We start from the raw sequence: 13,603 nt of genomic DNA on the forward strand, positions 1-13,603 counted from the left end.
CACTAACGTTTTCTCTTAATGATTCCCTTAACCCACTCTCTCCTCCGACTCCCAATCGGCAGCACCTTATTGGCGATCTTCCGGATGCCCGCGTTCTGCTCCATCCTTGCGATTCTTGACAGTTCCGCTTCTCTCTCATCCATCAGGCATCGTTTCGTTTTTCTCAGGATCATCGGATAATACGGCGACAGCTTCGCATACTCCCAGAAATATTCCGCAAAATCACAGTCCACCACATCCCAAGGTTTCTGGTATCCAGCGAAATGGATCAGATACGGGCGTTTTCTCGCCTGTGTGTATGCTTCATAGAGCTGTCTCGGCGCCATCTTGAGAATGTCCATACGGCTGCGTCCAATCTCTTGCCAGTCCATCAGCGTGTTCCACTGCTGTGGCAGGTAAGTTACTTTGTTTTTGCACACGATGTTCAGGATATCCTGATCGTGACAGCGATAGGAATGGGTCAGTGCCATCTGAATCATATCTTCTGAACTCATCGTCCTGCGGAGTCCGTCCAGATCAAGAATCAGGACACCTGCCTGGAAATAGTCATACGGGCTATCCAGACCCAATATCTCGGTCGCATAGGTCTGCCAGTTGTTCTGGTTCAGATTCAGCTGTCCTGCCACATCGATGTCTTTTGCTGCCCCGATCACAGCTCCGTTCAGGTCGAAATCATACAGTTCTGCTACGTCATGATCGGCTACCATATCACAGTCCAGGTAGAGAATCTTGTGATAATTCGGCATGATTTCCGGGATGATCAGGCGGTAATATGTCTCTACGGACAAGTGCTGATCGACAAATAATTTGCCCGCATCGAAGTATTCACATACTCGGATGAAACGAATCGATATATTCTGTTTGTCCCTGGCTGCCATGGAAATCAGATGCTGATTTTTCTCAGAAATGTCGTTGTACAGAATAATGATGTCATACTCTCTCTCCGGTGAGGCATTCACAATCACCGAGCGGATCATGATGTCAAGATACGGTGAAAATTTATCGTTGGCAGACAGCACGATCGGCACGCCTGCCGGATAAACCGGCTCCAGAACCGCTTTCGGCGCTGTCTCTTTGAACAGGGTTTTCGGCAATTCTCCCGCCCGGATTCCCGGCTGGGTTTTCAGCCACTCATAGTAGATGCCGCAAAGGCGTTCTGCCAGATATCCCATCACCCGGTATTCTTCCACGCTGTACCAGGTACTGTCGATCCGCTTTTCTGTCTCAAAAAGGATGTCAAAGAGCCATGCACAGTAGTCTTTATAGATCTCTTTTTTCATGATGAACATATTGCACTCATGGGCGTTTTCGGACTGCATATACGAATCTGCTGTCTGTGCAAACGCCGGATATTTTTCTTTCAAAATCTGCAGGGTAATGTCGAGATCTTTCCGGTGCTGGAAAGGAACCATGCCATATTCATGGTATACATCCATCGTTTTTCCTTCTGTCTTAATGCGCGGATACCGGCGTCCGCGGACGCTGATCACGTCATATTTTGTGATCAGATCGCGCATAATCTCCGGCTGAAGTTTCATTTCCTCGATCGCTTCTTCTGAGATGCGGTCATAGGCAATATTCCCCCATCCATCGTCTTTGTTCAGAGACGGATCAAATGCCAGATAGCGGCGGTAATGGAAAAATCCATAGTAATCCGCCTCTTCGTTTTTCCATGCCCAATACTGTGCCGTCAGCTCACAGTATGTCTTATTCCGTTCGGAAATATTGTCTCCCTCATCGTCATGCAGCATCCCCGGAAGTTTTTTTCCGGAGAGTGCCGTTCCTACCTGAATCGGGTATAAATATGGGTTTTCCGGCACATAGGCCGGTTTGTGGCAGACCACGTAGATCCGGATATCCGGGTTCTGTCCTGCTTGTTTTTCCATGTATATTACATTCCTTTCATCTACAGCATTTTGCGGGATTTTTATGCGTTTTCCGGCAGATTCAGGCTTTCCATATAAGCATCGCAGACGCTCTCTGCCTCGCCCTGCATAACCACATTTCCCTTGTTCAGCCAGATTGCATGGTCGCAGAGCTGACGCACCGTTGCCATCGTATGGGAGACGAACAAAAGCGTCGTACCATTTTCCAGCATATGATGCATGCGCTCCTGGCATTTTTCCTGGAACGCTGCGTCTCCGACCGCCAGTACCTCATCGACGATCAGGATCTCCGGCTGCACGATCGTGGCGATAGCAAATCCCAGACGGGCTGCCATACCGGAGGAATAGTTTTTGATCGGCATATTCATGAAATCTTTGAGTTCTGCAAACTCGACGATCTCATCATAATGCGCATCCATAAATTCCTTGCTGTAACCGAGAACGGCGCCATTTAAATAAATGTTTTCCGTCGCCGTCAGTTCCCCGTCGAATCCGGCACCCAGCTCGATCAGTGGTGCAATGCTTCCTCTCACTTCTACCGTGCCGCGGTACGGCTTCAGGATGCCGCAGATCAGTTTTAACAGGGTTGATTTTCCGGAACCATTGGTTCCGATGAGGCCCCACGCTTCCCCGCGTTTTACTTCAAAATTGATATCTTTCAGAGCCATGAATTCCTGAAACATGAGCTCCCGTTTGATCAGTTTTACAAAATATTCTTTTAAGTTATCGATGCGCTCGGAAGCCATATTGAAACGGACCGCCGCATTGGTTACTTTTATGATTGTATCTTTGTCCGATGCCATTTCTGCCTCCTAGATATATAAGATAAATTTATCCTGCGTCTTTAAGAACGCGCCCACTCCGACCAGAAGTGCGATACCTGCTGCCACGAATCCGGCGATGATCAGATACGGATCTGGCATCCGGCATTCCAGAACGATCTGTCTGAACTGCGTGATATAGAAGTACATCGGATTCAGGGTCATAACCAGTTTCCGCAGTGCCTCCGGAAGCAGGGTGATCGGATAAAATAATGGGGTCAGGTACATCCATGCGGTCAGTACTGCATTGTAAATATGCTGGATATCACGGAAGAATACACATCCCTGTGCTAACAGCATTCCCAGTCCCAGGCAGAATAGATATTCCTGCAAAAGAATCACCGGAATGAACAGAAAGAATACATTCGGGACTACCCGGCACACAATAAATACGATAATAAGTGCCCCCAGAGCAAATATCATATTTACAAAGGAACTTGTGATTTTAGAGACGGTAAATACATATTTCGGTACATACGTTTTTTTTAGCAGGGACGCATTTCCAATGATGGAAAAGATCGCCTGTGTGGTTGATTCACTCATAAAGTTATAAAGAGTCTGTCCGATAATCAGGTATACCGGGAAATTGGTAATATCCGACCGGAACATATTGGAGAATACAATTACCATGATAACCATAACCATCAGCGGATTCAGAATACTCCAAAGATACCCCAGAAAGCTCCGGCGGTATTTCAGCTTGATGTCTTTTGTGACAAGCTGCTGCATCAGGAAGCGGTATTTGTAAAATCCGCCCAGTCGTTTTAAGAACAAATTCATATCTTTTTCCTTTCTCTTTTTTTTCTTTTATCTCAGAAAAAGTCCGCGCAGCAGAACCCGTCTTAAACTTCCTGCCGGAAATAAGCGGTTTAATCTGCGCATGTCTATTTTTATTTTGATCTTTGTCGGTTTTAGCCTGAATTCCCGTATATTGGATGTGCTTTCCTCCTTTCCCGGTTCGGTATGATAGAATTTCAGATAGGGAAGTTCCGCACACTGCGTCCCCCTGTTTCTCTGATATAAGTAAAAGATGCCGAACAGGCGCTCCGCCAGATACCCAATCAGTCTCGGCTCCTGTTTCTGCCTGTCTGCTTCTTTTCTCTCTGCTTCAAAGGCGCTTAAAAGCGTAAAAAGCCATTCCATGTATTTCTGGAACAGCTCTTTTTTCATGATATACATATTCATATAATAGATTTCTTTGGAATGCATATATGCGTCCGCCGCATCTGCATATTCCGGATAAATCCGGTTTAAAAGTGCCAGCATCTGATTCAGATTGTTTCCATCATGATACTGACAGTATTGTCGGTAAACCGTTGTATTGATTCGTTCGCGATACACGGTCAGAAGATCGTATTGTTCGATCTGGCGGCACATCCAGTCTTCCTCGATCCAGTATGGTGTCAGATCTTCCCATACGGAATCTAATTCTATATATGGGATATGACGTTTTCCTATTATTTTCCCTTTCGCAGTCACCGGGCTTAGATTGCGAAAGGTCAGATAACGGCGATAATGGAAAAATCCGTAATAATCGCAATCCAAATGTTTCCACGCCCAGTACTGGGCTGTCAGTTCGCAATAATCTGGATTTTTTTCGGATATATTATCGCCCTCATTGTCATGGTATGCCATTCCTTCCAGCCGCCGATCTGTCAGAGCCGTTCCCACCTGTATCGGATAAAAAAGGGGATTTTCCGGCACATACGTTGGCTTATGACAGGCAATCAAAATGCGTATATCTGCTTGTTTTTCCATGTTTTATTTTCCGTTTGTCGGCTCCTGTTCTTCTTTGACCCCTTCCGTACTCTCTTTCATCAGCATGATCTTCGGCGTCATGATAATCAGCTTCAGATCTTCCAGAACAGAATAGTTCCGTATGTACGTCAAATCCAGCTTCAGCTTGTCATAAGGGGTTGTGTTGTATTTTCCATATACCTGGGCATAACCGGTCAGTCCGGCTTTGACCTGCAGGCGGAAGGAAAATTCCGGTATCTCTTTTTCCAGTTCGGCTGCTAATTCCGGGCGCTCCGGCCGCGGACCCACGATGGACATATCGCCTTTCAGAATATTGTAAATCTGTGGCAGCTCGTCCAGGCGGGTTGCACGAAGGAGGCGGCCAATCGGCAGGATTCTCGGATCGTCCTCACTGGCCAGTCTTGCCTTTCCATCCGCCTCCGCATTCTGCACCATGGTCCGGAATTTATAGATTTGAAATTTCTTGCCATTTTTTGTGAGGCGCGTCTGATGATAAATCACCGGTCCGCCGTCTGTCACCTTGATGCTGATTCCTACAATCAAAAAAACCGGAATCGTGATAACGATTCCGACGAGCGATCCGATGATATCGATGATCCGCTTCATGATGGCCTGTTCAATCTGCAGTCCCTGGTTATTCCTCGAAAGCAGCAGCGGCGAATCAAACAGATTCAGTTCCACCGAACTCCGAAGCAGAATGTCTGAAATTTTTGGTACACTGTAAGTCCGGATATTCCGTCCGAAGCAGTATTTGATGATATAGTTGCGCTCGTGCGCCGGAATATCTCCGACAATCACGCTGTCATATCTGGCAATCTCCGCCTTTACCCGTTCCGGGCCTTCGTGATAGCTGATGATCTGGCTGATGATGTATTTATCTTCGCGGGCGTTCATCTTTTCGATCAGATGATAGTCGGAGTGATCGCCCGATATCAGCAGCAGTTCTCTCGGTGGAAACATCCCCCGGTACAGCCACAGAAATGTCATCGTCCATGCCAGAATGATGATGACTGCGCCGACCAGATTGACTGCCAGCGGCAGAGGTGCCGTGAATTTCTTATCCTGCACACTGATCTGGAAATACGTAATGATATTGGTGACTACCACCGCCAGTATCTGCGAGTAGATCAGATTGCCCCGTTTCAGGAGCGCTATCTTAAATCCGCCGTACAGCTGCATAAAGAAAATAAGCAGGAGTCCATAGATGAATATCATCATCCAGTTACCCCTGCGGAAAAACGGCGCCCAGATGATCTTGTTGTACCAGTTGATCCAGATGGCACCGTAAAGTCCTGTCAGCAGCGCGATCAGAATCAGGGCAAAGCCCAGCTTGATCAGCCGCTTATATGGTTCGAATTGATTCATGCTTTTGTGTTTTGGTTCCTTCCTTTTTATTTAATTTTATAATTTAAGGTTCTGTTTTTACAGTCTGTCCCTTACCTTTGTCTTACTTATCTTCCGGCAGACGGATTCCCAATTCTATCCTGCGCTTTTCTCCCAGAAGCTCGACCTCGACCGTCACGATCCGCTTACGGATGCGCTTGCGTACAATCTTGTCCTGGAAGAAGGATAATGGTCCCTGGGCGGTTAGGATGTTGCCGTCTTCGTCAAGGGTGACAAAGGAGCGGCGGACAAGACATTCATCCAACTCCATCATCTGGCAAAGTAATTTCTTTTCTTCCTCCTGGATCTCCCAGAATTCACAGTCCGTCCGCAGGAGTTTGGAGAGCTTCGGGACCCGCTTTAATGCCAGAAAGAATTCCTCCGGCGTGTCGGTGTCCGCGATAACATAGGATGGAAAGAGCGGTTTCTGGTATTCCAAAAGTTCCCCGGCATTGCGCCAGACGCATTCCTGCTCGATCACAAAACAGGCTTGGTATCCATTTCCTTTCAAAACGCGTTCGATGCATTCTGTCAGCTCCTGTTCCCTGCCTGTCTGTGTTTGGATCACATACCACATACCGCACTCTCCTTTGCATTTTCCCTGCTTTCAGGTGCACAATGGGTATGCTTCGCCATCCCGGAGCCGCCTTCTGGCTGCCCGGATACGATCTCGATCCATCCTATGTTCCATCTTTCATCTGACCATGACATTGATCACAGGCAGCTTACTCCACGTGCTTTTGATTCTTATTCTGCGTCTCTTAACGCGCTTTCATACATCCGCATCCGGCACGCCCTGATTTTAGAGGATTTGTGCCTATGCGAAGTCTAGTTTATTATACTACGGTTTGTGGGGGGATTCAATAGAAGTTTGTGGGAAGGAATGTTTAGGAAATTCTTAAAATAAAGGGTAAAAAGGCAAAATTCTATATTTACTTAGAAATACATATCGGACTGATAGCGAACTCAGTTGACATCGCAGAACATAAGTTCTATAATTGGCTTGTTAGCATTTACAAATTACAGATTTATAAATAATACCTCGGAGGCCAATGCCATGAAAAAAATAGGTTTAACCATATATGCTTTAAATGTTTTTCATACTGGAAAGTATCACTTTGAAAAGAAACATGGACATTTAACTTTTATAGATATGATTTCAGCTTTCTCTAAACAGAATGCGAAACAATTTGATATTGATAACCATGCTGAGAACATTTTTAAAGTCAACTCATTTGAGGTGGAATGTGTAAAAGATGAGGATGGACATATTATTTTTAATGCTTTTACAGGAGTTGTAAAAACCGGAGAATATGGAACTGAAGCCGAACTCATTCACACAAAAACCAGAAAACTGACCCACAAGAAGACCGTTGAAGAGGCTGAAGTTATACCATTCGCTTTCTATCTGGCACTGTCTCCTATAAGACCGGAACGTGGCATACTTATTTTTCAGACCGAAGGCCGCAGCAGCATGAAATCAGCATTTGAACACCGCATGAAAAAATTTGTCAGACACACATATGAAGGCTGGAACTTTTCATTAGAAACTCTTATGCCTAAAGAATATGTAGAACACTACCTGGTAGATGGTGTTTTAAAAGAACTCCGGATGATTAAATACGGAATTTCCCAGGATATTTCTGAGCGAAATGGGATACGCGGAAATGATGAGGCCGTGTATGAAGAACGGATCATCCATAATCCTTTGGGTTTTCTTGAAAAGGGCGCCGATAAGATCCGGGAGGTCTTAAGAGGACAGCGGAGCTTATGTGAAGTTGTTTCTGTATCCGATTTCGATTATGACTGCCTGAAATTCAAATTTCGCCTAGGCAAGACAGAAAAACCATTGATATCGGCAATTTAGATGCCCTGGTTGTGACAGAAGACATCACCGATCAGGCCGGAGTCAAAACAGGGCATCCCGATGTAGACATATTAAAGTCCGAAATGCGCGAAACAGCAAAAGAATATATGCGGAGCATGGGGTTAGCATAAGAAGGTGAATTGATGAAACATTGGATATTAAGCAGAGAAGGTTCTCTGAGTATCATACTGGTAATATGGTTGTTTAATAGCTGTGTTCTTAAACTTAAATACGCTTCCTTGGTGGATATTTTTAAAAATTACTTTAGTTGTTTTAAGGATAAAGAAGGACATTTGTTGATAGCACCACTTTTAAATTATATGATCCTGCCGATTCTTCTGGCTGGAATTATTGCCAGAGAAAATCCAATCAGCGAAACGATCCAAAATATTTTAACTGTATTAATTTCCATTTTAACATCCATGTTATTTGCACTTTTGACAACCATCATCCAGATGAAAGCTAAAATTAAAGAAGATTTGGATTATTACAGTATAGAAGCAAACACCTCAAAACAGGCATTGATAGAAACCTATTATATTGTCATGTTTGAAATAACCATGTGTGTATCTGTATTAATCCTGTGTTTAGTAAATTTATTCACAGGACAGCTTAGCTGGGTTTTCAGCTTTTTAATTTATGCCTGCTCGTTTTTAGTCATTTTTAATTTATTGGTGGTTGTGAAACGAATTTTTAGGGTGATTGATACGGATATGAATAAGTGAGATATGCCAAGAGCGGGCGAGAGTGACAGGAAAAGGTGTCCTTTTTGGTTGTTTATACATAAAAAAACAGTAACTTTTTGTTCCGTACTGATATTCCTTATTTTACCTCATAAGCTATTGGTAAGATGAGCATCGTTTTTCATAAAAGCGAAATCTCTGTATGGGAAGAAAAGGTTAGAAAAGTCTTAAGAAGTGAGAAAAATTGTTTTTCTCATCACAAAACAAATGCAATCGACTGCATGATAGAATGAAGCTGCCAATTTTCACAAAAAGGCAGCTTCTTATTATTTTCCCTCCAGCAACGGCATATCCTTAAAAAATCGATTCTCATTATAAGCCTGCACCAGCTCCGGAAAATACTGTATCTTAGTTGATTTTTCTTCAATATAATGCCTTATTCGATCTTTATAAGGATACTTATTTTCCCGCTCAATAAATTCAACATACGCAATCTCTCCCAAAATATGCTCCCGATTTTTATAATCCCCTGTCATTAAACAAGTGAAAATCTCCGCTCTAATTTTTTGTTTCAGCTTTCTTGGAGCCTTTAATTCTACCGCGTTCTCCGCTTTTCCTGGTGAAATCGTTATTCCTGTGATCTGCTTTTTATTCGATGGCGTATGAAAATGTGTTTTTCTTTCATTCAATAGAAAGCCCTCATCTTCGATTATCTTTTTTATAATGGGATAATTTTTCAATAACAGCAATTTATCATCACAGGAAAAGTACATATCATCTGCATAGCGTGAGAAACGGATTCCTCTTTTTTCACACAATCCAATCAGACGTTTATCCATATTCATACATATGATGTTGGATATCGCCGGGGAACATGCACTTCCCTGCGGCAATCTTCCATCCAGCGTACAAAGATTCGTCAGTATCGCTGCTGCAAAGTGATTATAGCCCAGATTAGAAAAAAGCGTATACACTTTATTCGCTGTTATGCTTGGAAAAAAGTCCTTCAAATCAATCGCCAGCCCATATAAGGTATCTGCATGGTAAATAGCATTTTGTTTATGCCCAAAATTGTCACCCTTCCTAAAAGCCATCGCACTGCTTGAAGGAACTAATTTATTCAATATTTCCATCAGAATCCATCTTTGAACGATATGTAATGTATAGGATGGAATTGATATTTCACGCATTTTTCCGTTGCGCTTGGGGATTTCTATGACGTTATAATACCGATCCGTTTTCTTGGAAAGACAATACAGCAGACGCGTACTCAGCCTGGTTATCTCTGATAATTCTTCCAACGTCTCAAACACCGGTAATTTTAAAGAATTGATTAATAATGGAGATATTTTTTGAGACATAAAAAGTCGCCCCTTTCACCATAAGTTTTTCGTTAGGGTTAGCTGGATAATTCATGACTATGAACTATACTGCTAAGCATAACGAATCATGTGGACCATACACCAAGGAAGCAAGAATCTTCTTCCGAACACAATGTAATAATACGTTATGTATAAACTAAAAAGGGCGACTAATTATTTAATTGCTCTCTCAGTATATCACACCGTATCTTATCATGCAAGACAGTCCGATTAGCCGCATACGACAGCTTCAGCAAATCATTCACTTCCATATATCCCGCCTTCGATAATGACAATATCTCATCATTCTCATTTTCATCAAACCTTGTTGTCAGGCTCCCAGAACGGACCATATATTTCAGGGATGCATTAAACAGCTTATTATAGGTTGCTGGCAGCTCCTTATTCTTTAAAAGCAATTCTTTTAATGTTTTATGCAGCTCTTTCCGTTTTACATCTTTGAAAAAGTACACAATAACCGGTATAAACGAAATATAGGCAGCTATATTTTCAAAACTCTGCATCTTATTTCCTTTTTGTGCAAAGCGGCGCAAAATGGTCATTTTTTTGCTCAATGCAGCTCCCAGTTTTTCCGGTTCTGTATCTTTATATCGTATGACTGCCTCTTTGTTCTTCTTTTCCAGATGCTTGACCGGCCCCATCATAATAAAACTTTTATCTCTGGCATATTTCTGATTCATGCAGACGATCAGTTTTTGTTCGAATTTTTCACTCTGAACAAAGGCTCCCAGCTCGACTGCCGACCCCATACTTTCACAAATGATGCACACAACATCCGCACTGTCCGCCAGAAGATTTTCGTATTCGAGCAGATCACTGTTCTTATCCCGATTGAGCATATCCATAAACAGATCTTCCGGATAGAGAACTTGAAACCGTTCCTTTTCTAAATACGTTCTGACCCGGTTTCTAATGTTATTTTTATCTGCACCTCCGCACAAAAACACAAAAAAGAAGCGGCTGAATGTTTTGCAGAAAACGTCCTTGTATATCTTTTCATATATATTTAACAGTTCCATCGTATTTCCTCGCCTTGTTCAGCATTTTTTTACTCTGAAATTTCCGCTGTCCCTTTGAAGTAATTAAAAAGTCCTTGCCGCACTCTCGCTGATGCGCCAGTCCCATCGATTTATTTAGTTCTCTATTATATTATCACATTATAAATTCCAATTAAATGGGGTAACTAAATATTCCGTACCTCTTGAATTTTCATCTCGGATATCCTGCTTGTTTTTCCTCAATTTTAAAATGAATTTTTCGGTTTCAGTTTGCGGGGTGACATTTTCAATAAACGATTGAAGAAAACCTATTTCTCCAAACAAAAGTTTCTCTTTTCCTTCGTTAAATGTATATCCATGCCCTCTGATTCCATCCGACTCTTCGATCACATCCGCCAGCACGCGGAAAAGATTTTTTTGGTTGACAATTGCTTTCATATAAATATGAATTTTCTCTTTCTCTTCAAATGCATCATATAAAGACCAGATTTGAAATCTTTGATAAACAGGGGCTTCATATAAATCGATCTTCTGTTCTATAATTTGATTACATAATTCATCATATTTTCTTTCAAGAATCAATTGCAGCTCCTGATATTCATGGTCTTCTGTTCTCCTAAAAGATTTGCAATCCGAAATCATCTCTTCCAATGCTAAAATATTATATCTCCTCGAACAAGCTTCAACAAAATCATTAAGCGCAGCCGTATCAGCACCTCCTGCCAATTTTGTTGCTACAATTAAGGCTCTTTGATAGACAGAACCAAACCTAAACGAAGGAGAACGGTCAATGTATGTAAGTACATTGCAAATTCCCTTTGCAACAAGAATACGTTTGTCTTTATCCAGTTCTTTCGTTTTATTTTGGAGACATTCAAGCCATTCTCTTTGCCTTTCTTTCGGAAGTTTTATAATCTTTTCCTGAGTATACGCAACACCCTCTTGTTCTTTTGACCCATTAATTGAAATTATAAAGTTATTAACCAGGGACATTATTTCAAGATGATCGTTAGTACCATATGAAAAATATAGGTCAAAATACTTTATGCTGGAAATCGTCGCAATTGTAATATGTTTTTCTTCACCAGCTTCAACAAAACGTTCTGATTTTAATTCCTGATTTTCCTTATACCGTTGAACATAGGGAAATAACTCTGCCAGCAGATCTTCATATTGTTCAAACTTTTGAAACAATTCTTCGAAAAACCTTTTTCCTTCTGTATTAAATTCCTGCCTGCTTCCATTCCAACCAACTCTGCTCAGAATAATCCCAAAATCTCTGGAAATAAAGAATTGAGGATTACTTTTTATCGTTTCATATAACTCTGGCTCTAAAAAACGTATTGTTTCAATCGCCAGTAAATGCGGTTTAAATAGAATATTATCATAATAAAATGTTGTTACAAACGCAGTGTTGAAAAGGCGCTTCAACTGCCTCAAGCTAGTAATGGAGGTACTGATCACCTGAATGATTCTAGTATACTGATTTAACCAATCCTCAGTTACACCATAGCATTGCAAGAGATTTTTTATACATTCATCGCAGATGGTCTCCAGCCTTTCCTTCTGAATATCAGGAATTGCGATTTCTTGCTGGACAATTTTCTCAATATACTTTGGATTGATTTTTTTCTCATCCTCAAACACCGCCTTAATCCGTTTATCATCATATGACAAAATATATAGGATATTGGGGAGATCAAACACTGCCCCGATAAGCTTAAATAAAAATAAAATATTATCTGCCTCAGCCCGATCTATATTATCAATAACTAAGACAATCTTTTTGTCAATAAAACATAAATATCGAGCAAGATTCTGTTTCAATTGTTTTACAGTTTCATAAGCAGTTTTTTCATCATTTAGAAAAACATCAAATACGCCTAATAACTTTTTAGAATCAGCAACTGTTTTCTGCAGCTTTCTAGCTATTATTCGATTTCTATAGGAACTATATTGAAGCCCTGTTTTAGACAATATCTCATCATACATTGCAGTCAGAAGTGCTTCCTGTGTACCAAATATCCATGGATCGAAATCATCTATAATGATTATTTTTTCTTTTTTTTCACGCAATTCCTTCTTTGCAATATTTAAAATAGTTGTTTTACCACTTCCCCATGCACCCTTAATTCCAATCACATATGCATGTTCAGCATTGCAGGCATTAACAGAATTGCAAATCATATTAACAAGCCCCTGACGCCCCAGTAAATCTTTATCCGGAGTAGACTCCGAAAAAAGGATCGGCTGACCTTCTGCATGAAGTTCTCCATTTAATAATTGGAGCAAATCAACCAATTTCTTTTTATCTTGTTCTGCATTTCGAAAAAAAGTTCTCCACCGCCAACGTAAAACTAAACTCGAAAGCAGCAATAACGCCCCTAAAAGTAACAATTTGTAACAGTACAAAGTTTTATATATGCACTCTCCCACACCAATCATCAAAGACGAAAGCATGATAAAAAACATACTTGCATCTGCCGAATTTTTATGGGGTATTTGCAGCAACTTCCACCAGTTCCATTTCCACACCAAGACCGCCAATATCAAAAAGCTGAAAATCAACACTATATAAACTCTAAACACACCATACTGATTTTTACAATATGTAAATGCTCCATATGAATCCAGCACTAGAATGCAACATGAAAACACAAGCGCCCATATAATGCTCGTACTGGCAGAATCTTTATCTAACCAGAAACCATTCCATTCTTGAAGTTTTTCTTTTATCCGATCCTTTATATGCAATATTTCATTCCCACCTTTCAAGCTTTGTTCCACCTATACCATTTATCCCCTAGAAAAGTAAAAGCGGCATC

General features: G+C 41.5%; 11 protein-coding genes. 2 read left to right on the top strand and 9 right to left on the bottom strand.

Features of this window, described 5'->3' with window-relative positions; translation table 11 throughout:
* Nucleotides 1-2 precede the first annotated feature (2 nt).
* The 6 genes from C7U56_RS08255 to C7U56_RS08280 form a co-directional block, all read right to left on the bottom strand.
* Entirely contained in the window at nucleotides 3-1,886 is a 1,884-nt protein-coding gene (locus C7U56_RS08255; RefSeq protein ID WP_107000869.1) for a DUF4422 domain-containing protein, read from the bottom strand.
* A gap of 41 nt (nucleotides 1,887-1,927) precedes the next feature.
* On the bottom strand, nucleotides 1,928-2,689 hold the full coding sequence (locus tag C7U56_RS08260) for an ABC transporter ATP-binding protein (protein ID WP_107000870.1): 762 nt from the start codon (nucleotides 2,687-2,689) through the stop codon (nucleotides 1,928-1,930).
* A gap of 9 nt (nucleotides 2,690-2,698) precedes the next feature.
* Nucleotides 2,699-3,487: an ABC transporter permease gene (locus tag C7U56_RS08265; RefSeq protein ID WP_107000871.1), complete on the bottom strand. Its 789-nt coding sequence runs from the start codon at nucleotides 3,485-3,487 to the stop codon at nucleotides 2,699-2,701.
* 27 nt (nucleotides 3,488-3,514) lie between these two features.
* Complete coding sequence (locus C7U56_RS08270) at nucleotides 3,515-4,465, bottom strand: DUF4422 domain-containing protein (RefSeq protein ID WP_107000872.1); 951 nt, start codon at nucleotides 4,463-4,465, stop codon at nucleotides 3,515-3,517.
* A 3-nt stretch (nucleotides 4,466-4,468) separates the two neighbouring features.
* Nucleotides 4,469-5,830 (bottom strand): exopolysaccharide biosynthesis polyprenyl glycosylphosphotransferase, encoded by a 1,362-nt coding sequence (locus tag C7U56_RS08275; protein ID WP_107000873.1) that lies wholly within the window; start codon nucleotides 5,828-5,830, stop codon nucleotides 4,469-4,471.
* A gap of 82 nt (nucleotides 5,831-5,912) precedes the next feature.
* On the bottom strand, nucleotides 5,913-6,425 hold the full coding sequence (locus tag C7U56_RS08280) for a transcription termination/antitermination NusG family protein (protein WP_107000874.1): 513 nt from the start codon (nucleotides 6,423-6,425) through the stop codon (nucleotides 5,913-5,915).
* A gap of 480 nt (nucleotides 6,426-6,905) precedes the next feature.
* Between C7U56_RS08280 and C7U56_RS08285 the strand changes: the two genes are divergently transcribed.
* Nucleotides 6,906-7,715 carry a hypothetical protein gene (locus C7U56_RS08285; RefSeq protein ID WP_107000875.1) on the top strand — a complete coding sequence of 270 codons (810 nt, stop codon included), beginning with the start codon at nucleotides 6,906-6,908 and terminating at the stop codon, nucleotides 7,713-7,715.
* 143 nt (nucleotides 7,716-7,858) lie between these two features.
* On the top strand, nucleotides 7,859-8,440 hold the full coding sequence (locus tag C7U56_RS08290) for a hypothetical protein (RefSeq protein ID WP_107000876.1): 582 nt from the start codon (nucleotides 7,859-7,861) through the stop codon (nucleotides 8,438-8,440).
* Between the two features lie 284 nt (nucleotides 8,441-8,724).
* Here the strand turns inward: C7U56_RS08290 and C7U56_RS08295 are convergent, their stop codons facing one another.
* From C7U56_RS08295 to C7U56_RS08305, 3 genes are all read right to left on the bottom strand, one after another.
* Nucleotides 8,725-9,759, bottom strand: a complete 1,035-nt coding sequence (locus C7U56_RS08295) for a retron St85 family RNA-directed DNA polymerase (protein WP_107000877.1) — start codon at nucleotides 9,757-9,759, stop codon at nucleotides 8,725-8,727.
* A 170-nt stretch (nucleotides 9,760-9,929) separates the two neighbouring features.
* Entirely contained in the window at nucleotides 9,930-10,799 is an 870-nt protein-coding gene (locus C7U56_RS08300) for a retron St85 family effector protein (protein ID WP_107000878.1), read from the bottom strand.
* Between the two features lie 138 nt (nucleotides 10,800-10,937).
* Nucleotides 10,938-13,565 carry a KAP family P-loop NTPase fold protein gene (locus C7U56_RS08305; protein ID WP_147352092.1) on the bottom strand — a complete coding sequence of 876 codons (2,628 nt, stop codon included), beginning with the start codon at nucleotides 13,563-13,565 and terminating at the stop codon, nucleotides 10,938-10,940.
* Nucleotides 13,566-13,603: the final 38 nt, after the last annotated feature.

It is taken from the genome of Clostridium fessum (assembly GCF_003024715.1).
GTDB lineage: Bacteria > Bacillota > Clostridia > Lachnospirales > Lachnospiraceae > Otoolea > Otoolea fessa.